Below are 26530 nucleotides of genomic sequence, written 5' to 3'. Positions count from 1 at the left end.
AGTTCGACCACTGAATCGACTGAGGCCCGGCGGTACATAAGCACCACCGAGCCTCAGTTCGACTATCTGATCAGCACTGCTCGCTGATCTCTGTCATCTGCTCTTCTCGCAAGGGCTCATCGCTGCGGAGCGGCTGTCGGCCTGATCGGCACCGGCAGCGCCGTCTCACCCATCAGGAAGCGGTCCACGCCAGCGGCCGCGGCACGGCCCTCGGCGATGGCCCACACGATCAGCGACTGTCCACGACCCATGTCGCCGGCCACGAACACGCCGGGCACCGTGGTCTGGAAGTCGTTGTCCCGCGCCACATTTCCGCGGTCAGTCAGCTCGACACCCAGCTCGGTCAGCAGGCCCTCACGCTCGGGACCGACGAAGCCCATAGCCAGGAAGACGATGTCGGCGGGCAGTTCGAAGTCCGAACCCTCGACCTTCTCGAACTTACCGGCCTTCATGACGACCTCGTGCACCTTCAGCGAAGACACCTTGCCGCCGGTTCCGACGAACTCCTCGGTGTTCACCGAGAACACGCGCTCGCCGCCCTCTTCGTGCGCCGAAGACACCCGGAACATCAGCGGGTAAGTCGGCCACGGGGTCGACTCAGCGCGCTCCTCGGGCGGCCGCGGCATGATCTCGAACTGGTGGATGCTCTCGGCACCCTGGCGGTGCGCGGTGCCCAGGCAGTCGGCGCCGGTGTCACCACCGCCGATGATGACGACCTTCTTGCCCTTGGCCGTGATCGGCGGTTCGCCGTCCGGTCCGAGGACGTCGTCACCAAACTGGACCCGGTTGCCCCAAGGCAGGTACTCCATGGCCTGATGGATGCCGTCGAGCTCGCGGCCCGGGATCGGCAGGTCACGCCAGGCGGTGGCACCGCCGGCCAGCACGACGGCGTCGAAGTCTTCCTGCAACTGCTCGACGGTGATGTCGACACCGACATTCACCCCGGCGCGGAACTGAGTGCCTTCAGCCTCCATCTGCGCCAGACGGCGGTCGATGTGCCGCTTCTCCATCTTGAATTCCGGAATGCCGTAGCGCAGCAGACCACCGATGCGGTCGGCCCGCTCGAAGACCGTGACGGTGTGGCCGGCGCGGGTGAGCTGTTGCGCGGCGGCCAAGCCGGCCGGGCCTGAGCCCACCACGGCGACCGTCTTGCCGGTCAGCTCCTCGGGCGGCAGCGGGACGACCCAGCCCTGCTCGAAGGCGTTGTCGATGAGCTCGACCTCAACCTGCTTGATGGTCACCGGGTCCTGGTTGATGCCAAGCACGCACGATGCCTCACAAGGCGCCGGGCACAGCCGCCCGGTGAATTCCGGGAAGTTGTTGGTGGCGTGCAACCGCTCGATGCCGTCGCGCCAGCGGTTCCGGTACACCAGGTCGTTCCACTCGGGGATCAAGTTCCCCAGGGGACAACCGTTGTGGCAGAACGGGATACCGCAGTCCATACAACGCGACGCCTGGTCCTGCAGGGTCTCGTGGTCGAAGTCCTCGTAGACCTCTTTCCAGTCCTTGAGGCGCAGGTCAACCGGACGACGAACTGGGGTCTGACGGTGGGTGTGCTTCAGGAAGCCGTTCGGATCAGCCACGAGCGGCCGCCATGATCGCGTCGCTGACGTCCTCGCCGGCGGCCTCGGCCCCGGCGATAGCCTCCAGCACCCGCTTGTAATCGCGTGGCATCACCTTGATGAACTGCTCCTTCTGAGTCTGCCAATCCGACAGAATTCGCTGCCCCACAGCCGAATCCGTCGCATCGACATGCGCGGTGATCATCTCGTGGAGCCACAGCTCGTCGGTGGCATCCAGCACATCGAGATCGACCATCTCGCCATTGATGTTGTCCGGCAGGACACCCTGCGGGTCGTACACGTAGGCCATGCCGCCGGACATACCCGCGGCGAAGTTGCGGCCGGTGGACCCGAGAATGACCACCTTGCCGCCGGTCATGTACTCGCAGCCGTGGTCGCCGACACCTTCGACGACCGCCTGCGCGCCCGAGTTACGCACTGCGAACCGCTCGCCCACCACACCGCGCAGGAATGCCTGCCCGCTGGTGGCGCCGAACAGGATCACGTTGCCGCCGACGATGTTGTCCTCGGCCACAAAGCCGGCCGGAGCGTTCTTCGACGGGCGCACCACGATGTGTCCACCCGAAAGGCCCTTGCCGACATAGTCATTGGCGTCACCATTGACCCGCAGCGTGATGCCCTTGGGTAGGAAGGCGCCGAAGCTGTTACCAGCCGAACCGTCGAACGTGATGTCGATGGTTCCGTCCGGAAGACCTTGCGCGCCATGCGCCTTGGTGACCTCGTGGCCCAACATGGTGCCCACGGTGCGGTTCACGTTGGTGATCTTCATCGACAGCTGCACCGGAACCTTGGACTCGATGGCCTCCCGGCACTCGGTGATCAGTTGCTGATCGAGCGCCTTGTCCAAGCCGTGGTCCTGACCCGTCGTGCAGTACAGGTCCTGCTTCATGAACGCCGACTCGGGCTCGTGCAGCACAGGGGCCAGGTCCAGCTTGTGGGCCTTCCAGTGGGCAGCCGCCTCGGTGGTGTCCAGCGCGCCGACCTGTCCGACCATCTCGTTGACGGTGCGGAAGCCCAACTGCGCCATGAGTTCCCGGACCTCTTCCGCGATGAACAGGAAGAAGTTCTCGACGAACTCGGGCTGGCCGGTGAACCGCTTACGCAGCACCGGGTTCTGGGTGGCCACACCCACCGGACAGGTATCCAGATGGCAGACGCGCATCATGATGCAGCCCGTCACCACCAAAGGTGCTGTCGCGAAACCGAATTCCTCGGCACCGAGCAGCGCGGCGATCACCACGTCACGGCCGGTCTTGAGCTGACCGTCGACCTGGACCACGATGCGGTCGCGAAGACCGTTGAGCAGCAGGGTCTGCTGCGTCTCGGCCAAACCAAGTTCCCACGGCGCACCCGCGTGCTTCTGCGAAGTCAGCGGCGTGGCACCGGTACCACCGTCGTGTCCGGAGATCAGCACCACGTCGGCGTGCGCCTTGGAGACGCCGGCGGCGACGGTGCCAACGCCGTTCTCCGACACCAGCTTCACGTGGATGCGGGCCTCAGGGTTGGCGTTCTTCAGATCGTGGATCAGCTGCGCCAGGTCCTCGATCGAGTAGATGTCGTGGTGCGGCGGCGGCGAGATCAGGCCGACACCCGGGGTCGAGTGCCGTACCTCGGCCACCCACGGGTACACCTTGTGTCCCGGAAGTTGGCCGCCCTCACCGGGCTTGGCGCCCTGGGCCATCTTGATCTGGATGTCGGTGCAGTTGGTCAGGTAGTGCGACGTGACACCGAAACGCGCCGACGCCACCTGCTTGATGGAGCTGCGCCGCCAGTCGCCGTTGGGGTCCCGGTCGAACCGCTCGACGTTCTCGCCGCCCTCACCCGAGTTCGACCGTCCGCCAAGGCGGTTCATGGCGATGGCCAGTGTCTCGTGGGCTTCCGCCGAGATGGAGCCGTAGCTCATGGCGCCGGTGGAGAACCGCTTGACGATCTCGCTGGCCGGCTCGACCTCGTCGATCGAGATGGGCTCGCGCACACCATCTTTGAACTTGAACAGGCCGCGCAGCGAAGCCATGCGCTCGCTCTGGTCGTCGACCAGCTTGGTGTACTCCTTGAAGATCGAGTACTGCCCGGTGCGGGTCGAGTGTTGCAGCTTGAACACCGTGTCGGGGTTGAACAGGTGGTACTCGCCCTCGCGGCGCCACTGGTACTCACCGCCGACCTCGAGCTCCCGATGGGCCCACTCGTCGGGCCGGTCCAGGTAGGCCAGACTATGCCGGGCGGCGACGTCGGCCGCGATGTCATCGAGGTCGATGCCGCCGGTCGGACAGGAGATTCCGGTGAAGTATTCATCGAGCACCCGCTGGCCCACGCCGACAGCCTGGAACAGCTGAGCGCCGGTGTAGGAGGCCAGGGTCGAGATGCCCATCTTGGACATCACCTTCAGCACGCCCTTGCCGGCTGCCTTGACGTAGTTAGCCTTGGCCTTGTCACTGGACATGCCGGTGATGAAGCCGCGGTCGACCAGGTCCTCGACGGTCTCGAAGGCCATGTACGGGTTGATGGCGGCCGCGCCGAAGCCGACCAGCATCGCCATGTGGTGCACTTCGCGGGCGTCGCCGGACTCAACCACCAGGCCAACCTGGGTGCGGGTGCGATCCCGGACCAGGTGGTGATGCACCGCAGCCACGGTGAGCAGCGACGGGATCGGCGCCAGCCATTCGTTGGACTCGCGGTCCGACAGCACAATGATGCGTGCGCCGTTGCGGATGGCCTGCGAAACCTTGGCCCGCACCTCTTCCAACGCGCGGCGCAGCCCCTGGCCGCCGTCGGCGACCGGGTACAGGCAGCGCACCACTGCCGCGCGCATGCCGTGCTTGCGGCCGCGGATTTCGTGGTCGGGGTCCACGCAGATCAGCTTCGACAGATCGGCGTTGCGCAGGATCGGCTGCGGCAGCACAATCTGCCGGCACGAGTTCTCGTCGGGGTTCAGCAGGTCACCCTCGGGTCCGACGACCGCCTGCAGGCTGGTGACCACCTCTTCACGGATGGCGTCCAGCGGCGGGTTGGTGACCTGGGCGAACAGCTGCTGGAAGTAGTCGAACAGCATCCGCGGCCGCTGCGAGAGCACAGCAATCGGAGTATCGGTACCCATCGAGCCCAGGGCCTCGGCGCCGGTGCGCGCCATCGGCGCGATCAGCTGGGTGACTTCCTCGTTGGTGTAGCCGAACGCCTGCTGACGCAGCACCACTCGGTGGTGCGGCATCTTTACGTAGTCGCCCGGGGGCAGGTCATCGATGTGGAACTGGCCGTTGTCGAGCCACTCCTGGTACGGGTGCGCGGCAGCCAGCTCGGCCTTGATCTCCGAGTCGTCGACGATCCGGCCCTGCGCGGTGTCCACCAGGAACATCCGGCCAGGCTGCAGACGCATCTTCTTGACCACGGTCGACGGGTCGAGGTCCAGCACGCCGGCCTCGGAGGCCATGACGACCAGGCCGTTATCGGTGACCCAGATACGCGACGGACGCAGGCCGTTGCGGTCCAGCACCGCGCCGACCACGGTGCCGTCGGTGAAGCACACCGAGGCCGGGCCGTCCCACGGCTCCATGAGCGAAGAGTGGTACTGGTAGAACGCCCGACGGGCGGGGTCCATGGACTCGCTACGCTCCCAGGCCTCGGGGATCATCATCAGCACCGCGTGGTGCAGCGGACGACCGCCCAGATGCAGCAGCTCAAGCACCTCGTCGAACCGCGCGGTGTCCGAGGCGCCCGGGGTACAGACCGGGAAAATCTTGTTCAGGTCGTTGTGGTACCCGAACACGTCGGTGTGGATTAGCGCCTCACGGGCCCGCATCCAGTTCTCGTTGCCGTTGACGGTGTTGATCTCACCGTTGTGCGCAACCCGGCGGAACGGGTGAGCCAAGGGCCACGACGGGAACGTGTTGGTGGAGAACCGGGAGTGCACGATGCCCAGCGCGCTGGTCATCCGCTCGTCCTGCAGATCCAGGTAGAACGCCCGCAGCTGCGGGGTGGTCAGCATGCCCTTGTAGACGATGGTCTTGCCGGACAGGCTCGGGAAGTAGACGGTCTCGCGACCGGGGCCGTCCTGACCGGGGCCCTTGGTGCCCAGCTCGTGCTCGGCACGCTTGCGGATCACGTAGACGCGGCGTTCCAAGTCCATGCCCGAGGCGCCGCCGATGAAGATCTGGCGCAGCGTCGGCATCGCGTCACGGGCCAGTGCGCCCAGCGAAGAATCGTCGGAAGGCACGTCGCGCCAGCCCAGCACCTGCAGGCCTTCAGCTTCGACGATCTTCTCGACAGCTTCGCAGGCCAGCTTGGCATCGCGCGATGACTGCGGCAGGAAGGCGATGCCAGTGGCGTAACTGCCCTCGGGCGGAAGCTCGAAGCCTTCCTCCTCCTTGCAAACAGCACGCAGGAAGGCATCGGGGACCTGCAGCAGGATGCCTGCGCCGTCACCGGTGTTCGGCTCGGCTCCGGCTGCGCCGCGGTGCTCCAGATTCAGCAGAGCGGTGATCGCCTTGTCGACGATGTCCCGACTACGACGTCCGTGGATATCCGCGACCATGGCGACGCCACATGCGTCGTGCTCGTACGCGGGGTTATAAAGCCCGATCCTGCTGGGCCCGCCGTGCTGCGGCGTCATTCCCACCTAACCCTTCAACATCTTCTTTACGAAGCTTCGCCTGACGGCCGCGACAGCGGCGTCAGCGGACCGAGCGACGGGCATGCCAGCGTGCAGCACTGAACGACGGGCCATCCCACTCGCCACAAGTTGAGACAAAACGATATGACAAACCCGGCCTGACATGCCAACTTAGGCAGACCTAAACGGACGGCCGCGGCAGCGCTGGCCGCCCGTCGAGGGCCGCCGGTTGGTGCAGGCAATTCTATTGCAGCCCTTAAAGTTTCGCCAAACGAACGATGACGCGGATGGACGCTGCCCACCTGAGCCATTCGTCACGACACCTATAGTGTATTTGCTCCGGCCTACTTTTCGCTAGCTAGATGACCAATTCATGATTTGCCGAAAGCCTGCTCAGATTCTTAGAGAATGACCCTGATCACCCTTCCTGCCAGCTAATTCGCTCCTTCAGCAGCCTCCCGCGGGGGTACCCACCAACCGGACGGCGATCCGCGCCCTGGGCGGCCTAATCAAACCCTCACGCACCGTCGTCGCATCAGGTGCACCCAGAGGGATACAACATTGTTCACCAACGACTTTCGCAGCAGGATCGATGCCGTCGCCGACCGAGTCGGGCAGATCGGACCATTGCCTCCCCCGCCTTCGAAGCCCCAACCGCTCGTGCGCTGTCGAACCAGCTTTGAACCCCGCCCGCAAAAACACCCCCGGGGGGTATCTGACGCTATCCCTATTGCCAAGCTGAGAGACGATGCGCCATCCGTTGAACTCCCCGATCGGCCGCTTCGGCATCGACACCCTCGACTTGTCCGACGAGCGGTGCGTGTCAAGCATTGCCGTGCACGGTATGACCAATCCGCTGACGGGCGCGCCCACGCTCGCCGCCCTGACCGTGCTGGTGGACCACGCCTGCGGTCTGGTCAACCACCACCGCCGGGAGCCGGACGAGTGGACGGTGTCCACCGAACTGGCATTGGAGCTGAGCCCCGAGGCCGAGGCGACCATTGCCGCACGCCCTGGTGTCCGGGTGGTCGCCACCGCCCGGCCGACCGGCGAGAAGGGCGACACCGCGCTGGGCCGCTGCCGGCTGAGCCATGGATCCACCGTCATCGGAGTGGGCACAGTGCGGTCGGTGCACCTGCATTCACCCGGCGTCGCCGAGTCTGCCGGCAGCATGACCGCCGACCCCGCGGACTATCCCGCCACAGACATCTCGCCGCGCTCCGGGCTGGCCGACATGATGGCCGTGACCGCCGGCCCCGACGGCGAGCCAACGCTGCTGCAGCACCCAGACCCGGTGCTCAACAACACTTTGGGCATCGTCCACGGCGGCATCGCCTCCGCGGGTCTTGAATTGGTCGCGTCGGCCGCGCTCAACGCCGGACGCTCCGACCCGCTGAGCACCGCCTCCGTCCGCGTCAATTTCCTTCGGCAGTTCTTCGCCGGTGACCAATCCCGTTACACCGCAACGGTGTTACGGGCTGGGAGGCGCAGCGGTGTCGCCGACGCGCAGGCCGTCGGCAACGACGGCAAGGTTGCGCTCATCGCGCGCGTCACCGCGTATCGCTGAATCGTGCAGCATCTCTATTGAGCGAACATTCTGCAACATCGGGCCGGTCCACGCCATCGCAGTGGGATTCTCGAATGGCGTTGTCCCTATCCGAATGGCGTTGTCCCTATCCGATTTTCGCGATTCGAATGGAGATTGAAGCGAATGAGCGCTCCGACAATGGGCCGTCGCTTGACGGCCGAAGCTATCGGCACATTTTGGCTGGTACTCGGCGGTTGCGGCGCCGCGATGGTATCGGCCAACCCCGAAGAGAACACCTCACTCGGTATCGGCTTTCTGGGTGTGGCATTCGCATTCGGCCTGACCGTCTTGACCGGCGTATATGCGTTCGGCCACATTTCCGGTGGCCATTTCAATCCCGCGGTGACCCTGGGGGCTGCGCTGGCCAAGCGCACCGAATGGAATGCGGTGCCCGGCTATTGGATTGCGCAAGTCATCGGTGGCGTTGCTGCCGGCACTCTGATGTACGCCATCGGGTCCGGACGTCCAGGTTGGTCTGCAACGGGCAACATGGCTGCCAACGGCTACGGAGTGCACTCACCGTCGCACTTCAGCCTGACCGCTGTGCTCATCACCGAGGCGGTCCTGACCGCCATGTTTCTGCTGGTCATCCTCGGTTCCACCGATGCCCGGGCACCTAAGGGCTTCGCTGGACTGTCCATCGGCCTGATGCTGACCCTGATCCAACCTCGTCTCCATTCCGATCTCGAACACCTCGGTCAACCCGGCCCGGTCGACCGCGGTGGCGTTCTTCAACGGCGACGGAGCGCCCACTCAGTTGTGGGCGTTTTGGCTGGCACCGCTGGTGGGCGGCGCGGTCGCCGGGGTGTTGTACCCGCTGCTGTTCGGTAAGGCGGAAGCCGACTAAAGTTCTTCCAGGTTCGGAATGGCCTGGCGGGCACCGAATCTCGGGTTGCGCGCCAGGCCGCTTGCTTCCAGCAGTCGGACCGCCCGATGACGGTGTGGCCGCAGCGGCTCGAACAGGTCGATCATTTCCGCATCGTCGATCGGCCGGCCCAGCAGAGTCCACCCGACCAGCTTGGCCAGGTGATAGTCACCCACCGACAATGCGTCAGCGTCACCGAAGACGCGCTGCATGGTCTCGGCCGCCGTCCACTCACCAACACCGGGCAACGACATCAGGCCCGCACGTGCCGACTGTGGGGTCAGCCGCTCAACCGCATCGGCCCGCTGGGCGCAGCCGACAACAGTGCGCGCCCGGCCCGGATCGATGTTGGCGCGGTGAAACTCCCAGGACGGAATGCTGCGCCAGACGTCCGCTGCTGGTGGCACCCGCATTCCGGTTGGCGCCGGCCCTGGGGCGGGCGCGCCGAACCGCCACAGCATTCGCCGCCATGCTGACCAGGCGTCCATGCCCGCGACACGCTGCTCGATGACCGCGGGGATCAGCGACTCCAGCACCCGACCGGTACGGCACAGTCGCAGGTAGGGCGCTCGCCGGACCGCCTCGGCGAGGATCGGGTCCGCTGGATCGAATCCGCTGGCGTCGTCCTCGGCGCCGACCAGTGCCGGCAGTCGGTCGATGAACTCGGCGGCGCCGTCGCCCCAGGCTTCGCATTCAACGATGTTTGCCGCCCCACTCAGCCGGGCGCTGACCGGCCCGGAGGACATCAGACTGGTCCGCCAAATGACCCGGCCCTCAGTCCGGAACGTCGGGTCTTGACTGCCTCGACGCAATGGGGACAGGGTCTGGCCAAGGGCCGCCGGCCCGTCCAGGACCACGCTCGCGGTGAGCACAGGTCCAGCGTAGGTGGACGGCTCAGCCCACGAGGACGTCGGCCTTGTCTGGGTAGAACGCGGCCCTACCAGCTATCTGGGACACGGCCTCGTAGGGTTGTACGTACGTCCAGATCACGTCCGGAACGCCCAGGACATCCAGATATGTGGCGTCGCCCTTGTACGGGCAATAGCTCGTCGTGGTGCTGGGGGCCAGCACCGACGGGTCCACATCGGCCATCGGAATATATTGCACAGCAGGGTAATTGGACTCCTGCAAAGTCAGAGCATCGTCGGTAGTTGCGACGGTGCGGCCGCTCACCGTCACGGTGACACGCTTGCCGGTCGGTGTCACGGTGATGGGGTGTTGCGCCGAAGGTTGCAGCACGGGACGTTCGTTCAAGTCACCAGACATGTTGGTACCAACGCCTGGTCCCCGTGGTCGATTCCCAGATATGACGCTGGGCCTGACACCGACGGTCACCTGCGAGGATGACCGAACGATGCCAGGCCCAGACGTCAGACGGCACTTATTCGATTAGTGCGGGTTTACAGCGGCACCCAGATTCCGAAGAACCAGAAGCCCCAGCCATTGAACCCGGGATCAAAGATCGGCTGAACCGACTGACCCCAGTAATCGAACGCCGGTGGTGGCGGCGCGCCGAAAGGCGGCGGCACCCACGCAAACGGCGGACGAGGCGGCGGCCCGAAGCCCCACGGCGCGGGTCCGCCACCCCACGGCGGAGGACCGCCGCGCCAATGCATGTCACCCGGACCGGGATCGCCCGGTCGAGGGTGCCAATCACCCGGGCCAGGGTGCCAATCACCCGGGCCAGGGTGCCAGTCGCCGGGCCCACCCGGATGCCAGTCGCCGGGCCCACCGGGATGCCAATCGCCTGGGGCTGGGCCACCCGGACCACCGGGATGCCAGTCGCCGGGACCACCCGGATGCCAGTCGCCCGGACCACCCGGACCACCGGGGCCGCCGGGCCCACCTGGGTGCCAGTCTTGGCCACCCGGGCCGCCATGCGGGCCTGCCGGGCCACCGCCCGGACCACCCGGGCCGCCATGCGGGCCTCCCGGGCCGCCGGGACCGCAGGGCGCCCCCGGCGGGCCGCAGGGTCCGGGCTGCGCCTGTGCGACGCCCATACCCAGTCCCGCGAGACTCGCACTCACCGCACCGGTGAGTGCAACCGTCGCGACAATGTTTTTCAAGCTCATACCAACTCAACTCCTTCGCTGGAAGGTGCCGTCATGCGGTCTATCGCATGATGACCCGTTAACCGTTACCGGTGAAGCTATGAATGAGCTGTAGCGCGACTGTGCAGATCTTCTGCCGTGGTTGTACCTCGCTGCCGATTACCAGGTCAGCGGCGAACCGAAGGCCTGCGCAAAATTCATTGCGATTACGCATCGACAGGCAAATACCGACTGGAAAGCCAATTTCGCTCTGCCCTACTATCGCCCCATGACCGGACAGGGCCCCGTCAGCGTCAGTGCTTCGGTAGCGATCGCCGCCGATCCCGCCGCCGTTTACGCGTTGCTGACAGACCTACCGACGCTGGCGGCGCTGGCCGAGGAAGTCGACGCGATGGTGTGGCAGAAAGGCTCGTCGGTCACGCGAGGAGCAGTGTTCAAGGGCCACAACCGCAATGGCGCCAAGACCTGGAACACCAAGTGCACCGTCACCGATGCCGAACCCGGCCGGATTTTCGCCTTCGACGTCACCGCTCTTGCACTGCCTATCGCACATTGGCGCTACGACATCGTCGCCACCGAAAGTGGCTGTCAGGTATCCGAATCCACCTGGGACACCAGGCCAGGGTGGTTCAAGATTTTCGCCGGCGGACTCACCGGAGTGAGCGATCGCGACGCGGTCAACGCCGAGCACATCCGCCTCACCCTGGAACGCCTCAAGGCCCGCGCCGAAAGCTGACCGACCCGTCCGCTAGCAGGGCTGTCCGAACGAATACCTGTGGTACTGCGACATGTAACGCATACCGGGCGCTATCCGCATCAATGCCGACATCAATCGCAACGACGCAGGCAACCGATCGAACCCGTCCGCGTCGAAGGCCGACTCGCAGGACACCAACCGCAGTCCGGGTACCGCTGTCAACACGTCCTCGGGTTTGTCCATGGCCCACCGAAGTTTCGCCCCGGAGCGTCGCACCACCGAGTTGGTCCACTGCAGTTTCACACCAAGCCTGCTGAACGCATCGAATTGGATTTCACCGCAACAGAAATGCTCGACCACGCGGCGTAACAGCGCGTGCCCGTCCGCTTCGCTCAGGTACATGGTCAGGCCTTCGGCGAGCATCAGCACCGGTCGGTCGCCGGGAATGTCGGCCAGCCAAGTCGGGTCCGTCACCGACGCGGCAACGATGTGGCAGTGCTCTCGTGGCGGATACAACTGCCGACGCAGGTCCGCCACCGCCGGGTAATCTACGTCGTACCAGTCGACTTCCGGGCCCGGACTCAGTCGGTAGTATCTACTATCCAGGCCGCATCCCAGATGAAGTACAACAGCTTTCGCATGTACAGCGAGGAAGTCGGCGGCCCATCGGTCGAAATGAGCACTGCGAATGGTCACCCCGGGCGACCTCGCCGCGGTCATCGTGGTGCGCGACCAGTCGTAGTCGATCCGGGACACCACATCACGGGCGTAGGTGTCGTGCAGGATCGACTCCGAAAGGCCCGCGTCCAGGGCCTTGCCGTAGAGCGTGGCCAGCATGGTCTGAGGCGCGCCGGTCAGGTCGACGTGCAACTTGTCCGTCATACCATCGACGTTAGCCCCGGTCGTCATTGGTGGACAACGACTTAACGCGGCACTGCGAGTTGTTCAGCGCTTCGCTGCCCTGCGGGCTTCACGGATGCCGACCCAGAATCGTGCCGCGTCACGCACCGCGTCCTCGACCGATCCTGGCTCCCATCCCAATTCGCGCTTGGCCTTGCTGCAGTCCACCGGAGCCTCGGCGCGCATCAGCCGCAGTGAAGCCAGCGACATGTGCTCGTCAGTGCCCTTGAGCCTGCCCTTCACCGTGCCCATGGTGGCCAGCGCATAGGTCACCGGCAGCGGGATGGACTTGGCCGGCGCCGGCACCCCGGCCTCGGCGGCGGCAATGCGAGCTACCTCGGCATTGCTGATCATCTTGGCCGAGATCAGGTACCGTTCGCCCGGAGTTCCCTTGTCGGCGGCCAGAATCAGGGCGCGGGCTGCATCGTCGACACCTACCGCTTCGAGTTCGATACCGCTCATCACGAACGGCAGCTTGCCGAACGTAGCTCCGGCGATTATCTGACCGTGCGGCGTGCGGCCGAAATCCCGCCCGCCGTAGGTGGTGGACACGCACATCGCGACGGCCGGCAAGCTCCGCTCCCCCGCGTACTGCAGCACCAGTTTCTCCGCCTGCACCCGCGACAGCACATACGGCACCAGCGTGCGCTCGTCGGCGATGTCGTTCTCCGTGGACACCCGGCCGCGCTTGCGCCCAACAGTGGCATAGCTGCTGGTGAAGACGAATTTCTTTAGCCCCGAAAGTATTTCGGGCTCGATTGCGACGTCCAGGACATTGCGGGTGCCCTCGACGTTGGTGCGGAACAGCGGTGACGGGTCACGCAGCCAACCGCGGGTGTCCACCACGCAGTAGTAGACGACGTCGGCCCCGGTCATGGCCGCGCGCAAGGTGTCGTTGTCCCAGATGTCGCCCTCGAACCGGGTGACCTTCAAGTCATCAATACCAACAGTGTTGGCGCCCTTGCGAACCATGACGCGGACATCCTCGCCGGCCTCCACGAGCTGCCGGGTGACGTGCGAACCGAGATAGCCGTTCGCGCCGATGACCAGAGCTGTCACTGCTTGCCCCAACCGCCGAATTTGCGCATCCACTCGTCGGCCTCGTCGGGCAGGGTGCCCAGTTCCTTGGCTTTGTTGCACCATTTGACCGTGGCTGCCACGAAGCGCAGCGGGTTGTAGATGTCTTCCTGCCGGCTCCACAAGCCGTCGCCGGCGTAGGTGACGATCGAGATGTTGGTGGCGCTGATGATGGTGCCGTCACCGGGATCGCGCATCGGGTTGTCCAGTTCGCAGATCACCCGGCCAGTGTCCTCGTCGAACACCTTCCAGAGCGACGGGAACGCCGTCATGTAGCTGCCCGGGAAGGACTCCATGGTGTTCCAGATCCATGGGCGTACTTCTTCACGGCCGTGCATGGTTCCGGCGGCGTGCTCGATGTACAGCACGTCGGGCGTGTAGTGGTCGGTCCACGGATCCCAGTCGCGGGTCCGGGCGGCCCGATCCACCGTCTGCTCGAAGGTTTCGAATGCTGCGACCAATTCATCGCGGCTGAAGGTGTTGCCCGTCACACGGAAAACTAGAACATGTTCTAACGCTGTTGTCGAGGGTCAGCCACTTGCGCGCAGCGGTCAACTCGGCTTCGCTGGACAGCAGGAGGCTCAACATGACCAACACCGCAACCGCGATCCTGGCCGGCGGCTGCTTCTGGGGTATGCAGGACCTGATCCGCAAGCAACCCGGCGTGCTGTCCACCCGGGTCGGCTACACGGGCGGTCGCAACGATCACCCCACGTACAGGAACCACCCCGGTCACGCCGAGGCCATCGAAATCGTCTACGACCCAACGCAAACCGATTTTCGGGCGCTGCTCGAGTTCTTCTTCCAGATCCACGATCCGTCGACCAAGGACCGGCAGGGCAATGACGTCGGGACCAGCTACCGGTCGGCCATCTTTTATCTCGACGACGACCAGAAACGCATCGCCGAGGACACCATCGCCGACGTCGACGCATCCGGGCTGTGGCCGGGCAAGGTGGTCACCGAGGTGACCCCGGCGTCGGACTTCTGGGACGCCGAACCCGAGCACCAGGACTACCTGGAACGGATTCCCAACGGGTACACCTGCCACTTCCCGCGCCCTGGCTGGAAACTGCCTAGGCGCGCGTGATCTGTGTACGATTCACGGCGCTGACCGCACTGAATCGTGCACAAATCACCCGGTGGCGATGCGCTCGAGGATGGCTTGAGCGACGCGGTCTGGGTGTATGTCGGGGAGCCAGTGGTTGGCCCCCTCGACGATCTCGAACGTGTACGGCGCGTGGACGTACTGCTCGGTGAGCAGTGCGCCCTTGCGGACGAGCGCGATGTCGCCATCGCTCCAGATGTAGGTGGTGGGACGGGTCACCGGCTTGAACGCCGACCTCGGTGATGCGAAAGGCATAGCGCGGTACCAGTTGAGCGCGGTGGTCAGCGCCCCGCCGTCGAACACCTCGGCACGCGCGACGGCCAGCGCGTCGGCCGTCATGCCGCTGCGTGGCATGGCCAACCGCGCGAACTGTTCTCCGACCCACGGCAATTGGAAGATGCCCATGTAGTACGAATGCAGAGCCTGGGTGCCGACAACCATTGCTTTGAGGAAGGCACCGGTATGCGGCACCGAGACGGCGGTCAACGTGCGCACCAATTCCGGCCTGTCCGAGGTCAGCGCCCAGGCCACGCCTGCACCCCAGTCGTGGCCGACCAGGTGCACCGGGCCACCGGTCAGCTCGATCAGCACGGCAACGTCATCAGACAGCCTGTCCAACGTGTACTGACGCCGGCCAGCTGGGCGCGCGCCGGCTGAATAGCCCCGCTGGTTCGGTGCCAGAGTTCGGAACCCGTTGCCGTGCAGCAGCTCTGATACCGCTGACCAAGACTGTGCAGTCTGCGGGAACCCGTGCAGCAGCACCACCACGTCACCATCGATCGGTCCGGAATCCACCACGTCGAAGGTCAGCCCGTCGTGGGTGTACTGCGAAATCCGCTCGGCCATGCCCAAAACCTACAGGGGTTTCGCCCGCCGATGCATGACCACCCGTCCGCCGTCCTTCGGCGTGTAGGCGATGCCGCGTGGGTGCACCTTCTCGTCCGGCGCGTCGGTTGTCTCGATGAAGAAGTGACGCAGCACGGTTCGCAGGACGACATCCATCTCGACGTTGGCGAAAACCGCGCCCACACAGCGACGGGTGCCACCACCGTAGGGCAGGAATGCCGCCGACGGGCGCTGTCCGACAAACCGTGAGGGATCAAATCTTTCGGGATCGCTGAATTCCGTGGCACTTTCATGCATGTGGCTCATGGCCACCATGATCGAATATCCGTGGGGTATGGCCCAGTCACCGAGCTGGAAAGTCGGCGCATACACGTGCCGGCCCGCGAAGTCGATGACGGTACGAACACGCTGCACCTCCATGATGGCCGCCTGCCGGTACTCCGAGGCTCCCGTGCCGGCCTCGTCTTCCAGACGACGCAACACGTCGGGGTGCCGGGAAATCCGCTCGAACACCCAGGCCATGGTCGAGGCCGTGGTTTCGTGGCCGGCCGCCAACAGGGTGAGCAGTTCGTCGGCAATGTCGTTGCGGGACATAGCCGTTCCATCTTCGTACGTACTGCGCAGCAGCAATGCCAGCACATCATCTCGGCTATCCAGGTCCGGATCCACCCGGACCTGATCGATCAGCCGACCGACTACCTCGTCGTACTGACGCCGGTACTCGGCCAGCCGCCCCCACGGGCTGTACCGTCCATAGCTACGAGACGGTATGGGCAGCAAGGCAAGTCGCGACCCCAGGGTGACCCATGGCGGGATGATGCGGCGCAGTTCGTCCAGATGCACACCGTCAGCACCGAACACCGCGCGCAGGATGGCGTTCAAGGTGATATGCATCATCGGTTCCAGCGTCGGGAACGGCCGGCCCTCTGGCCAGCGGGCCGACTCGCGCAGAGTCTCCTCTTCGAAGATCGTCTCGTAGTTCTTGACGCTTTTGCCATGGAAGGGCGGGGTCAGCAGCTTCCGGCGAAGCCGGTGCTGGGTCCCGTCCAGCGCGAACACCGATCCGCTGCCGAGCACCCGTGACAGGTTGGGCTGAATGTTGCCCACGTCCTCGGTATTGGCGGCGAAGAGCTGCTTGGCCAGTTGCGGGTCGGTCACCATGACCATGGGGCCGAATACCGGTGCGTCAGTGGTGAATACGCTGCCAAGCCGCGGCGTCATCAAATCGACGAACTTGCGCCGGTTCACGATAAATCCGAGATTCTGCGCGAGTTTCGGCAGTCGCGCACGAGGTGGCAGCTTGACGCCTGGGCGCTGCTGTCCTGCGGCCCGGTCGGCTACCTGCATGGTGCTGCTGTCTGTCACGAAGCGCTCCAAACACTCTCGGCGGTACCACGGTGTACCACTGCACTATGCTGTACGGTACCGGCTAGTACCACACAGGGCAAGGGTTTGGGGAGCCAGATGGAAACTGCATTGGGCGTATCCGACTCGCCTGCACAGACGTTCCGGGCGAGGCTGCTCGATGGCCTCATGTCATCGATAGCTGCGCGCGGCTACCGGGACACCACCGTGGCCGACATCGTCCGCAACGCCAAGACCTCCAAGCGCACGTTCTACGACCAGTTCGCCACCAAGGAAGAGTGTTTCGTCGAACTGCTACGCACCGACAACACCGAACTGATCGCCCGCATTCGCGGCGCCGTCGACCCGGAAGCCCCGTGGGATAAGCAGATTCGCACAGCTGTCGAGGCCTACGTCGCCCACATCTCAGCCCAGCCTGCCATCGCCCTGAGCTGGATCCGAGAAGCGCCCGCACTCGGTGCGGCAGCCCGACCACTGCACCGTGAGGTCATGTCCAGCCTCGTCGACATGGTCGTCGACCTCACCGCGAACCCGGGGTTCCAACGGGCCCGGTTGCCAACGGTCAGCCGCCCGCTGGCGCTGATCCTGCTCGGCGGGCTGCTCGAACTGACGGCCCTGATCGTGGAAGACGGCCGCGACATCCACGAACTCACCGAGCCTGCGGTCACTGCTGCCACCGCGGTGCTGGGGCGGCCTGCGTCAAACGAGGATCAGCCGCGCTGACTTCTCCAGCCGCTCGGCGATCTCCTCATACGAGTTGTAGCCCATACCGGCCCGAACCAGTGCGCCCGAATACAGCATCTCCAACGCTTCGATGACATCCTCGTCGACGTCGGGTCCAAGGGCTGCGGCCAACCGGCCGCGGATGTCCCGGCCGATGCGCTGTCGCAGCACCTCAACGTCCGGATCGCGACCCAGCAGTGCGTTGGTCACCGCGCCGGCGAACTCCGGCTCGTCGGCCACCAGAAGCGCGATGTGCCGCAACACCTCGGTCACCCGAGTGGCTGGGTCGTCGGACTCATGCAGGGCCGGCGGTGATGAGACCAGGCGCCGCCAGAACACCTCGGCCACGAGGTGTTCTTTCGATGAAAAATAGGTGTATGCGGTAGCCGCTCCGACGCCCGCATCGGCGGCGACCCGGCGCACCGTGAGGCCTGCGAATCCCTCGCGTCGCAGCAGGTCGAGCGCAGCGCGACTGAGCTTGTCGACCGTATCGGCCTGCTTGGCCGTAAGACGACGCCGCGTCGGTTCCAGCGCCTGTTCGGACACGTGTCCAGACGCTACTACAACCACGGTTCACCAGCAACGGTATGTTGACCCCCATGAGCATCGCCGAAACCGCCCTGCCGCCCGAGGCTGCGCGTCTCTTCGAACTGGCCGAGAAGGTCACCGGCTTCATGCCCGCCGACGAAGGCCGGGCCCTGTACGACGCCGCCGTGCGCTACCTGGGCGACGGCGCCGGCGTCGAGATCGGCACCTACTGCGGCAAGTCGACGCTCATGCTGGGCGCTGCGGCCCGCCAGACCGGCGGAGTCATCTACACGGTCGATCATCATCACGGTTCCGAGGAGCACCAGGTCGGCTGGGAGTACCACGACAGCTCGATGGTCGATCCCGTCACCGGCCTGTTCGACACGCTGCCCCGGCTGCGGCACACCCTCGATGCCGCCGGACTGGACGAGAACGTGATCGCGGTGGTCGGCAAGTCCGTGGTCGTCGCGCGCTCGTGGCGAACTCCGTTGCGGTTCTTGTTCATTGACGGCGGGCACACCGAGGAGGCGGCGCAGCGCGACTTCGACGGCTGGGCCCGCTGGGTCGAGGTCGGCGGTGCACTGGTGATCCACGACGTCTTCCCCAACCCCGAAGACGGCGGTCAGGCGCCGTTCCACATCTATCAAAAGGCCTTGGCAACAGGAGATTTCACCGAGGTCGGGGCGTACGGTTCGATGCGGATCCTCGAGCGCACCGCCCAAACGGGCAAATGGGCCGAAAAGTCCGAGTGAATGCGGCCAATTCGTCGATCTGGGCGCACGATGGCTAGTTAGCCCCGCGCGCACGCGCAGTCGAACGCGCCCGACAGCCCTTGCGGCAGCTCATCGCCGCGGAAGATGCCGTTACCGGGTGTGGTCCGGGACAGTGCGTCGGCGGCCAGCACCATGGCCGCGCCGGTCCAGGTGCTGCGCTCCACCGGCCAGCGTTTGCCATCGGCGTACACCAGGCCGGTCCAGTACGACCCGTCTGTTTCGCGTAGATGCTGCATGTTGGCGAACTGCTCATGGGCCCTTGCTGATTCGCCCATGACATCCAGTGTCATCGCCAGCTCACAGGTTTCAGCACCGGTGACCCACGGCCGATGATCGACGCATCGGATACCCAGTCCGGGCACCACGAACTCGTCCCACCGGGCCTCTATCCGGTCATGCGCGGCGGCCCCGCGGACCGCACCACCGAGCACCGGGTAGTACCACTCCATAGCATGAGTGTCCTTGGCGTTGAACGCTTCCGGATGCGAGGCGATGACATGCCCCAGCCGGCCCAGCGCTACTTCCCACTCGGGCTGCGCTTCGCCCAGGTGGTTCGCCAGCGCCAGTGCGCAGCGGATGGCGTGGTAGATACTTGCGCAACCGGTCAGCAACGCCTCTTCGAGAATCCCGGCGCTGCTTGCCGCCCAAGCGATTTCACCGTCACCGAACTGCAGCTCCAGCACGCGGTCGATGGCTCTGAACACCGCCGGCCACATCTGCTCGGCGAACCGTCGGTCGCCGGTGATCAGTACGTGATGCCACACTCCGGTGGCAATGTAGGCGCAGAAATTGCTGTCGGTGTTGGCGTCTTCGATCACTCCGCGTCGGATCTGGATCGGCCAGGATCCGTCGGCGCGCTGGGTGTTACGGCACCAGTCGAAGGCCGCCCGCGCGGGTTCGATCAAGCCGGCCACCGTCAATGCCATTGCGTTCTCGACGTGATCCCACGGATCGGTATGGCCGCCATCGAACCACGGCAGGGCGCCGTCCGGCTCCTGGGTCGCGGCGATTGACTTGGCCGTCTGCAAGCACTGTTCCGGCGTCAAAACCCCTGAGACGCCGGGAATTTCATGACGCCGCACCGGTTATACCGCCCGCGTCCGGAAGGCCGGCTTTCGAAAATACAATGCCACACTCTTGCCGATCAGCGGGTTCAGCGCCTCCTCGGCGACGCGGGTCAGCCACGGCCTGGACATCATGTCCCACACCAGCAGCTTGTGATACGCCTCGACCGCCGGGTGTTTCGGCTTATCGACGCCCACAGCGCATTTCAGCCACCAGAACGGCGAATGCAAAGCGTGCGCGTGATGCTGATAGTCGAAACGCATGCCACGCGAGGCGATCTTGTCCAGTAACTCGTTGGCCCGGTAAATGCGGATGTGCCCACCCTCGTTGGCGTGGTACTCGTCGGACAACAGCCAGCAGATTTTCTCCGGCATCCAGCGCGGCACCGTGACCGCGAGCAGCCCGCCGGGCTTGAGCACGCGCACCAGTTCGTCGATGGCCTGATCATCGGCAGGCACGTGCTCCAGGATTTCCGACGCGATCACACAATCGAATTCACCGTCTGCGTACGGCAGCGCCAGTGCATCGCCGGTGACTACTTGGGCTTTGGCCCCAACCGGCGCCTCACCCTGCTCGGCCATGGCCTGCAGAATCGCATCGACATTGTTCAACTCTTCGACATCCTGGTCGAAGGCCACCACGTCGGCGCCGCGACGGAAGGCCTCGAACGAGTGCCGGCCCGCTCCGCATCCGACGTCGATGACGGAAGTGCCGACACCGATGCCGAGGCGGTCAAAATCGACGGTCAGCATATTGCCCTCTCGTACACCGAAACAGTCTGTGCAGCAACTGATTCCCAGCTGAATACGTTCTCGGCGCGACGTCGGCCGTTGATGCCCAACCGCTGCAGCTCCGCCGGCGAGTCGAGGAGTTCGCCGAGCACGCGGGTCAGTTCGTCGATATCGCCCGGTGCCACTAAGCGAGCGCAGTCGCCGTCGGTACCGAGCACCTCCGGCAGCGCTCCGGCCCGGCTTGCCACGATCGGCGTGCCACTGGCCATGGCTTCCACCGCCGGTAGCGAGAACCCCTCGTAAAGCGAAGGAATGCAGGCGATTTCAGCAGACGACAACAATGCCGCCAACTCGGAGTCGCTCAGTCCGCTGGAGATAGTGACCATGTCGGAGATACCGAGTTCGGCGATCAGCTTCTCGGTAGGACCGTTGGGATCCAGCTTGGACACCAACTGCACATCGAGGTCACGTACCGCGCGCAGCTTTGCTACCGCGTGCAACAGGTGGCTGACGCCCTTGAGCGGCACGTCCGCGCTGGCGATGGCGATGATGCGGCCGCGCACTCGGTGTTCCGAGGGCTGGAACAGTTCGGTGTCAACTCCGAGCGGCACCACCTTGATCTGGCTGGGCAGCACCCCGAAATCCGCGGCGATATCGGCTGCCGACGCTGACGACACGGTGAGCAGCTCGGGAATCCGCCGGGCCACCCGCTTCTGCATCTCGGCGAAGCCATACCACCTGTGCACCAACGGCTTTCGCCACCACTTGGCGGCAGCGATCTCCAGTACCCGGTCCCGGGTGATGGGGTGGTGCACGGTGGCCACCACCGGCAGCCCGGCCTGACGCAACGAAAGTAGCGCCGAGCCCAGGCTCTGGTTGTCATGAATGACGTCGAACTCGTCACGGCGCGCACGCAGCATCCGGGCGACCCGCATGCAGAACGTGCGGGGCTCCGGGAATCCGGCACCCCACATGGTGAACAGTTCCAGCAAGTCGATGTGGTCCCGGATTTCCCGGATGTGCGGCACCCGGAACGGATCGGGTTCGCGGTACAGATCCAGGCTGGGAACCTTGGTCAGCTTGACGCGCGGGTCCAGACCCTCGGGGTAGGGCTGACCGGAGAACACCTCGACGTCGTGGCCGGCCTCGACCAGACCCCGGCTGAGATGACGGACATAGACGCCTTGGCCGCCGCAGTGCGTCTTGCTTCGGTAGGACAGCAGGGCGATGCGCATGATCAGTCCACCGTCTACTCAGGCGCGAAGGGTCGACCGACGAATTCTGGACATGTGTCCAGACTATAGTTTGACAGACTATCTTGTGCAACGCGGCCTGGTGACCACCAGATGTGCCGCCAGACGACTACGCTCAGCGGCGTGCGACTGTCCATCCGCAACCAGCTCACCGGCACCATTGTCGGCGTCGACATCGGCGCCGTCATGGCTACCGTCAAAGTCCGCCTCGACGGCAGCGAGCAGATCATCACCTCCTCGATCACCAAGGATGCGGCCGAAGTCCTCGGCCTGCAGCCCGGCATGCCCGCGACGGTGTTCATGAAGTCCACCGACGTCTCCATCGGCGTTGAGTAATCCGGCCCGTCGGGTCGCCGGCCTAGCGCTACCGGCGGCGATGCTGTTGGCCGCATGTGGCGGCACCGCGCCCGAAACCCCGAGCACGCCGACACCCGCGATGTCGGGCGCGCCGCAGATGTCGGATCAGCAGGCGCCGCCGCAGCGGCTGGTCATTCCCGTAACCATCAAGGGCGGTCAGGTCATGCCGACCGGCGAGCAGTTGCAGGCCGCCCTCAAGGAGACCATCGTGGTCCGGATCGGCAGCGACGTGCAGGACGAACTGCGGGTGCACTCCACTCCTGAACACACGTTCAAAGTCGAGGCAACGACCAGTCAGTCGTTCCAGTTCTCCATCGAAAAACCCGGCAAGGTCGACATCACGCTGCACCGATTGAACGCCACTATCGCCACGGTAGACGTGCGGTAATACCGTGGAGTCATGCGGGCACTGATCGTTGTCGACCTGCAGAACGACTTCTGCGAGGGTGGGTCTTTGGCGGTGCCAGGCGGGGCCGCCATAGCGCGCGCAGTGACTGATCTGGTGCGCCGGAACGGCTACGACCACGTGGTGGCCACCGCCGACCATCACATCGACCCCGGCAGCCATTTCGCGGAACACCCCGACTACCAGACATCCTGGCCACCGCACTGCGTCGTCGGCACGTTCGGCGCCCAGTTCCACCCGGACTTCGATACGAGAGCGGTCGGGGCAATCTTTCGCAAGGGTCACCAGTCGGCGGCTTACAGCGGGTTCGAAGGTATCTCCGACGACGGCGCATCGCTGGCGGACTGGCTGCGTGAGCGCGGGGTCGACGAGGTGGATGTGGTCGGCATTGCGACGGATTACTGCGTCCGGGCCACCGCGAGTGACGCTCACCAGGCCGGATTCCAGACCCGGGTACTGCTCGACTATACCGCCGGTGTGGCGCCCGAAAGTACGACCAATGCCGTTGTGGCGCTTCGAGATTCTGGCGTAACGGTCATCTGACGTCCGATCGGCGTCGGCTCAGGCCGTCGGGTCCACCGGCCGTCCCGTCCATGTCGGCCGACGCCGCGCCATGAACGCCCGTACGCCTTCCTTGGCGTCATCGTGCGCCATCAGCACCCGGTGAATCTCGGTCTCCCGCTCTCCCACCTCGGCGCGGGTCAGCTCGAATGAGTCCCACAACAGGCGCTTGCTGGATGCCACCGACATGGGCGCGGTGTTGTCTGCGATGTCGCGTGCCATTTCGAGCGCCGCAGGCAGCACTTCTCTAGCCGGCAGCACCCGACTCCCCAAGCCCAATTCGATGGCCCGATGTCCGTCGAATATCACTCCGGTCAGCAAAATTTCGGCAGCCCGCGCGATGCCGACAACCCGCGGCAGAACCCAATGTGAGTACGCGTCACCGATCACCCCGCGCCGCACCTGCACCACGCCGTACCGGGCGTCGCCCGCGAAAATTCTGATGTCGCACTGCAATGCCAGCGTCAGGCCCAGGCCGATCGCGTGACCGTTGACGGCGGCGATCACCGGCTTGCTCAGCGACCATGCCGGCGTCTCGATTCCGGCAGCGCTGAACTGCTCCCCCGGTTCGGCGAAGGTCTGATCGCCCGCCGCCAGGTCGGCCCCGGCACAGAAAGCGGGCGGTGTGCCGGTCAGCACGACGACCCGGACTTCGTCCGCGGCATCGGCCCGGCGGTATGCATCGCTTAATTCCTCGCGCATGCCGTCGCCGAAGGCGTTGCGCTGGGCCGGTCGGTGCAACGTCAGGGTCAGCACACCACCGTCCAATTCGGTTCGCAGCGTGCGGTAGTCGGGAAACAAGCCGGACATCGTGTGAGTTAATCATGCCGCGAAGTCCATCTCGGCGAAACCGAAACCACGGCAATACCTCTGATTCAGAGGTATTATCGCCTTATGTCGACCCGGTCTGATATCACCGCCGATCTGTTCAACACGGTCGGCCGCTTCCGCCGCCAGCTGCGGCGCACCGCCGGCCGCAGCTTCTCCGGCGTCACCGAATCACAGGCCGAACTTCTCCGCCTGGTTGGCCGCCAGCCCGGCATCTCGGTACGCGAAGCCGCGCAAGAACTAGGCTTGGCGGCCAACACCGCGTCGACCCTGGTGTCCAAGTTGGCTGCCGACGACCTGTTGGTACGCACCGTCGATACCGATGATCGCCGGGTGGGGCGGCTCAAGCTCACCGAGCCTGCCCAGCAACTTGCTGACCAGACCCGCGCCGCCCGCCGGGCCGCGCTGCACACCGTCCTGGACCGGCTCGATGACAGTCAGATCGAGAGTCTGGCAAAAGGATTGCAGGTCCTGGCGGAAATGACCCGGATGCTTCAGGAGGGTCAGTCATGACCACTGCCATTGACTGCCAGCACGTCACCCACCGATACGGCGATTTCACCGCGGTCGACGATCTGTGCCTGACCGTCGAGGTCGGTGAGACCATGGGTCTGCTCGGACCGAACGGCGCCGGCAAAACCACCCTGGTCCGGCTGCTCACCACGTTGACCCCGGTACAGCACGGCACGATCCAGGTGTTCGGCCTGGACACCAGACGTCGGACCATGGACATCCGGCAGAACATCGGCTATGTGCCACAACAGCTTTCAGCCGAATCGGCGCTGAGCGGACGACAGAACGTCGACCTGTTCGCCCGGCTGTATGACGTGCCGCGCCGCGAACGCCGCGCCCGCGTCGACGAGGCACTGGAGGCCATGGACTTGCTCGACGTCGCCGACAAGCCGGCCAAGACCTACTCCGGCGGCATGGTCCGGCGGCTGGAGCTGGCCCAGGCGCTGGTGAACCGGCCCTCGCTGCTGATCCTCGACGAGCCGACCGTCGGCCTGGATCCCATTGCCCGCGATAGTGTTTGGCGCCAGGTCAGCTCCATGCAGCAAGAGTTCGGAATGACGGTGTTGCTCACCACGCACTACATGGAAGAGGCCGATGCGCTGTGCGACCGGGTCGCGCTCATGCACCGCGGCACCCTGCAAACAGTCGGTACCCCAATCGATCTCAAAGCCGCGCTCGGCCCGGCGGCCACCCTGGAAGACGTGTTCCGGCACCATGCGGGCTCCGACCTGTCCGGGGATGAGACGGTGCCGGGACTATCGGAAATCCGTGCGACCAGAAGGACGGCCCGCCGTGTCAGTTGACGTTCAACCAACCCTGGTCCTCGCGCCCCGCGGTGCTGCGCGCATCACCGGCCTGGGCCGCCGGATGGCTGCCTTTGCCCTGGTCGAACTGCAGAAGCTTCGCTATGACCGCACCGAGCTGGTCACCCGGATGGTGCAACCTGCGTTGTGGCTGCTGATCTTCGGCCAGACGTTCTCCCGGCTGCACGTGATCAACACCGGTGATGTGCCGTACCTGGCTTTCTTGGCGCCCGGCATCATCGCCCAATCGGCCCTGTTCATCTCGATCTTCTACGGCATCCAGATTGTGTGGGACCGGGACGCCGGCATCCTGGCCAAGCTGATGGTCACTCCGTCACCGGCGTCAGCGCTGATCACTGGCAAAGCGTTCGCTGCCGGGGTGCGCTCGATGGCCCAGGTGATCGGCGTGCTGGCCATCGCCTACCTGATGCGCATCCACCTGACATTCAACCCGCTGCGAATCCTGGCCGCGATGGCCGTCGTGATGCTCGGGTCTGCGTTCTTCGCTTGCCTGTCAATGACTTTGGCGGGGCTGGTACGCAACCGGGACCGGCTGATGGGAATCGGCCAGGCCATCACCATGCCCTTGTTCTTCGCCTCCAATGCGCTCTACCCGGTGGACATCATGCCGGGCTGGCTGCATGTGCTGTCGGCGGTGAATCCGCTTTCCTACGAGGTCAATGCCCTGCGTGCGTTGATGCTGGGCACGCCCGGCAACCCCGTGCTGGACATCGGAGTACTGGCAGTGGCGGCGCTGCTGGGTATCGCGTCAGCATCGGCTCTGCTGCCCCGCCTGGTCCGCTGATGAGTGATGTGTGCACGAAAATCCGCGCCGAGCATAGGTTTTCGCGCACAAATCGACCTTCTATCTGTCGCTCATCTGACACCTAGCAAAGCGGCGTTGACTCGGTGTCATGAAGAAGAGCATCGTCGCCGTCGTTCTAGACGCCGGCACCGACACGGGCCTGGCCACCGCCCACAGCCTGCTGGCCGACGGCCATCGCGTGGTGGTGACCGCCCGACATGCGGGCGCGCTGGTCCGGATCACTCACGGCTGCCCGGCCGACCGGGTCTACCCGGTCGCCGTCGATACCAGCGACCGAGACCAACTGGACCAGCTTCTGGCCCGGATCCGCGCCCGCTTCGGCCGGGTGGACATGATCGTCAACCCCGACCTGTACAGCGCAGTCATGCCGGTGTCGGCCTGAGACCTAGCTGTACTCGGCGGTCAGGTTGGTGACAGTCGGCTGATCGGAGGTTGGTCTCCGATGGCTGAGTGGCGGCGTTGATTGTTGTAGTACTCGAG

27 protein-coding genes and 1 pseudogene are annotated in these 26530 nt (G+C 65.0%); 13 read left to right on the top strand and 15 right to left on the bottom strand.

The window, feature by feature from the left end:
* Positions 1-116 precede the first annotated feature (116 nt).
* Together M2432_RS14910 and gltB are read right to left on the bottom strand one after the other, a co-directional pair.
* A complete protein-coding gene (locus M2432_RS14910; protein ID WP_280827593.1) occupies positions 117-1583 on the bottom strand; it encodes a glutamate synthase subunit beta in 1467 nt (488 codons plus the stop codon).
* A complete protein-coding gene (gene gltB, locus M2432_RS14905; RefSeq protein ID WP_280827592.1) occupies positions 1576-6186 on the bottom strand; it encodes a glutamate synthase large subunit in 4611 nt (1536 codons plus the stop codon). The genes M2432_RS14910 and gltB overlap by 8 nt, the downstream gene beginning before the upstream one ends.
* A gap of 748 nt (positions 6187-6934) precedes the next feature.
* On the opposite strand from gltB, the gene M2432_RS14900 reads away from it, so the two are divergent.
* Both M2432_RS14900 and aqpZ read left to right on the top strand, forming a co-directional pair.
* The gene (locus M2432_RS14900; RefSeq protein ID WP_280827591.1) at positions 6935-7753 is read left to right on the top strand and encodes a PaaI family thioesterase; all 819 of its coding nucleotides are present in this window, start codon (positions 6935-6937) and stop codon (positions 7751-7753) included.
* A gap of 144 nt (positions 7754-7897) precedes the next feature.
* Positions 7898-8621, top strand: a pseudogene (aqpZ, locus tag M2432_RS14895) (aquaporin Z).
* Here the strand turns inward: aqpZ and M2432_RS14890 are convergent.
* The 3 genes from M2432_RS14890 to M2432_RS14880 form a co-directional block, all read right to left on the bottom strand.
* Positions 8618-9511 carry a DNA-3-methyladenine glycosylase 2 family protein gene (locus M2432_RS14890; RefSeq protein WP_280827590.1) on the bottom strand — a complete coding sequence of 298 codons (894 nt, stop codon included), beginning with the start codon at positions 9509-9511 and terminating at the stop codon, positions 8618-8620. The pseudogene aqpZ and the gene M2432_RS14890 overlap by 4 nt on opposite strands.
* A gap of 22 nt (positions 9512-9533) precedes the next feature.
* On the bottom strand, positions 9534-9893 hold the full coding sequence (locus tag M2432_RS14885; RefSeq protein WP_280827747.1) for a DUF427 domain-containing protein: 360 nt from the start codon (positions 9891-9893) through the stop codon (positions 9534-9536).
* A 146-nt stretch (positions 9894-10039) separates the two neighbouring features.
* On the bottom strand, positions 10040-10711 hold the full coding sequence (locus M2432_RS14880; RefSeq protein WP_280827589.1) for a chitin-binding protein: 672 nt from the start codon (positions 10709-10711) through the stop codon (positions 10040-10042).
* 247 nt (positions 10712-10958) lie between these two features.
* Between M2432_RS14880 and M2432_RS14875 the strand changes: the two genes are divergently transcribed.
* The gene (locus M2432_RS14875) at positions 10959-11426 is read left to right on the top strand and encodes an SRPBCC family protein (RefSeq protein WP_280827588.1); all 468 of its coding nucleotides are present in this window, start codon (positions 10959-10961) and stop codon (positions 11424-11426) included.
* A gap of 12 nt (positions 11427-11438) precedes the next feature.
* Here the strand turns inward: M2432_RS14875 and M2432_RS14870 are convergent, their stop codons facing one another.
* From M2432_RS14870 to M2432_RS14860, 3 genes are all read right to left on the bottom strand, one after another.
* The gene (locus M2432_RS14870) at positions 11439-12269 is read right to left on the bottom strand and encodes a class I SAM-dependent methyltransferase (RefSeq protein WP_280827587.1); all 831 of its coding nucleotides are present in this window, start codon (positions 12267-12269) and stop codon (positions 11439-11441) included.
* Between the two features lie 63 nt (positions 12270-12332).
* Entirely contained in the window at positions 12333-13346 is a 1014-nt protein-coding gene (locus M2432_RS14865) for an NAD-dependent epimerase/dehydratase family protein (protein ID WP_280827586.1), read from the bottom strand.
* On the bottom strand, positions 13343-13855 hold the full coding sequence (locus tag M2432_RS14860) for a nuclear transport factor 2 family protein (protein ID WP_280827585.1): 513 nt from the start codon (positions 13853-13855) through the stop codon (positions 13343-13345). Before M2432_RS14860 ends, M2432_RS14865 begins: the two co-directional genes overlap by 4 nt.
* A gap of 95 nt (positions 13856-13950) precedes the next feature.
* Here M2432_RS14860 and msrA point away from each other — a divergent pair, with 95 nt between their 5' ends.
* Positions 13951-14454 (top strand): peptide-methionine (S)-S-oxide reductase MsrA, encoded by a 504-nt coding sequence (msrA, locus tag M2432_RS14855; protein ID WP_280827584.1) that lies wholly within the window; start codon positions 13951-13953, stop codon positions 14452-14454.
* A gap of 45 nt (positions 14455-14499) precedes the next feature.
* Here msrA and M2432_RS14850 read toward each other — a convergent pair whose 3' ends face one another.
* Both M2432_RS14850 and M2432_RS14845 read right to left on the bottom strand, forming a co-directional pair.
* The gene (locus tag M2432_RS14850) at positions 14500-15318 is read right to left on the bottom strand and encodes an alpha/beta fold hydrolase (protein WP_280827583.1); all 819 of its coding nucleotides are present in this window, start codon (positions 15316-15318) and stop codon (positions 14500-14502) included.
* A 9-nt stretch (positions 15319-15327) separates the two neighbouring features.
* Positions 15328-16695 carry a cytochrome P450 gene (locus M2432_RS14845; protein ID WP_280827582.1) on the bottom strand — a complete coding sequence of 456 codons (1368 nt, stop codon included), beginning with the start codon at positions 16693-16695 and terminating at the stop codon, positions 15328-15330.
* Positions 16696-16782: 87 nt separating this feature from the next.
* Here M2432_RS14845 and M2432_RS14840 point away from each other — a divergent pair, with 87 nt between their 5' ends.
* The gene (locus M2432_RS14840) at positions 16783-17406 is read left to right on the top strand and encodes a TetR/AcrR family transcriptional regulator (RefSeq protein ID WP_280827581.1); all 624 of its coding nucleotides are present in this window, start codon (positions 16783-16785) and stop codon (positions 17404-17406) included.
* On the opposite strand, the gene M2432_RS14835 is transcribed toward M2432_RS14840, so the two are convergent.
* Positions 17383-17952: a TetR family transcriptional regulator gene (locus M2432_RS14835; RefSeq protein WP_280827580.1), complete on the bottom strand. Its 570-nt coding sequence runs from the start codon at positions 17950-17952 to the stop codon at positions 17383-17385. The two genes, M2432_RS14840 and M2432_RS14835, sit on opposite strands and share 24 nt — an antisense overlap.
* A gap of 53 nt (positions 17953-18005) precedes the next feature.
* Between M2432_RS14835 and M2432_RS14830 the strand changes: the two genes are divergently transcribed.
* On the top strand, positions 18006-18686 hold the full coding sequence (locus M2432_RS14830) for a class I SAM-dependent methyltransferase (RefSeq protein ID WP_280827579.1): 681 nt from the start codon (positions 18006-18008) through the stop codon (positions 18684-18686).
* Positions 18687-18724: 38 nt separating this feature from the next.
* Here M2432_RS14830 and M2432_RS14825 read toward each other — a convergent pair whose 3' ends face one another.
* Genes M2432_RS14825 through M2432_RS14815 form a run of 3 tightly spaced genes read right to left on the bottom strand, consistent with a single transcriptional unit; the run spans position 18725 to position 21738 of the window.
* Entirely contained in the window at positions 18725-19789 is a 1065-nt protein-coding gene (locus M2432_RS14825) for a prenyltransferase (RefSeq protein ID WP_280827578.1), read from the bottom strand.
* Positions 19790-19792: 3 nt separating this feature from the next.
* The gene (locus tag M2432_RS14820) at positions 19793-20524 is read right to left on the bottom strand and encodes a class I SAM-dependent methyltransferase (protein ID WP_280827577.1); all 732 of its coding nucleotides are present in this window, start codon (positions 20522-20524) and stop codon (positions 19793-19795) included.
* Positions 20518-21738, bottom strand: coding sequence for a glycosyltransferase family 4 protein (locus M2432_RS14815; RefSeq protein WP_280827576.1), 1221 nt, complete (start codon positions 21736-21738; stop codon positions 20518-20520). Before M2432_RS14815 ends, M2432_RS14820 begins: the two co-directional genes overlap by 7 nt.
* Before the next feature lie 141 nt (positions 21739-21879).
* Between M2432_RS14815 and M2432_RS14810 the strand changes: the two genes are divergently transcribed.
* Genes M2432_RS14810 through M2432_RS14800 form a run of 3 tightly spaced genes read left to right on the top strand, consistent with a single transcriptional unit; the run spans position 21880 to position 23062 of the window.
* Positions 21880-22092 carry a TOBE domain-containing protein gene (locus M2432_RS14810; RefSeq protein ID WP_280827575.1) on the top strand — a complete coding sequence of 71 codons (213 nt, stop codon included), beginning with the start codon at positions 21880-21882 and terminating at the stop codon, positions 22090-22092.
* Entirely contained in the window at positions 22085-22501 is a 417-nt protein-coding gene (locus M2432_RS14805) for a hypothetical protein (protein WP_280827574.1), read from the top strand. The genes M2432_RS14810 and M2432_RS14805 overlap by 8 nt, the downstream gene beginning before the upstream one ends.
* 12 nt (positions 22502-22513) lie before the next feature.
* Positions 22514-23062, top strand: a complete 549-nt coding sequence (locus M2432_RS14800) for a nicotinamidase (protein WP_280827573.1) — start codon at positions 22514-22516, stop codon at positions 23060-23062.
* Between the two features lie 18 nt (positions 23063-23080).
* Here the strand turns inward: M2432_RS14800 and M2432_RS14795 are convergent, their stop codons facing one another.
* Positions 23081-23890 (bottom strand): enoyl-CoA hydratase-related protein, encoded by an 810-nt coding sequence (locus tag M2432_RS14795; RefSeq protein WP_280827572.1) that lies wholly within the window; start codon positions 23888-23890, stop codon positions 23081-23083.
* Between the two features lie 84 nt (positions 23891-23974).
* On the opposite strand from M2432_RS14795, the gene M2432_RS14790 reads away from it, so the two are divergent.
* From M2432_RS14790 to M2432_RS14775, 4 genes are all read left to right on the top strand, one after another.
* Entirely contained in the window at positions 23975-24421 is a 447-nt protein-coding gene (locus M2432_RS14790) for a MarR family transcriptional regulator (protein ID WP_280827571.1), read from the top strand.
* Complete coding sequence (locus M2432_RS14785; RefSeq protein WP_280827570.1) at positions 24418-25224, top strand: ATP-binding cassette domain-containing protein; 807 nt, start codon at positions 24418-24420, stop codon at positions 25222-25224. The genes M2432_RS14790 and M2432_RS14785 overlap by 4 nt, the downstream gene beginning before the upstream one ends.
* Before the next feature lie 64 nt (positions 25225-25288).
* The gene (locus M2432_RS14780) at positions 25289-26029 is read left to right on the top strand and encodes an ABC transporter permease (RefSeq protein WP_280827746.1); all 741 of its coding nucleotides are present in this window, start codon (positions 25289-25291) and stop codon (positions 26027-26029) included.
* Positions 26030-26138: 109 nt separating this feature from the next.
* Positions 26139-26432 carry an SDR family NAD(P)-dependent oxidoreductase gene (locus M2432_RS14775; RefSeq protein ID WP_280827569.1) on the top strand — a complete coding sequence of 98 codons (294 nt, stop codon included), beginning with the start codon at positions 26139-26141 and terminating at the stop codon, positions 26430-26432.
* Positions 26433-26530: the final 98 nt, after the last annotated feature.

The organism is Mycobacterium sp. OTB74, assembly GCF_029892685.1.
Classification (GTDB): Bacteria; Actinomycetota; Actinomycetes; order Mycobacteriales; family Mycobacteriaceae; genus Mycobacterium.
The sequence above is the reverse complement of the archived record's forward strand: the minus strand, read 5'-3'. Positions and strand labels throughout refer to the sequence as shown.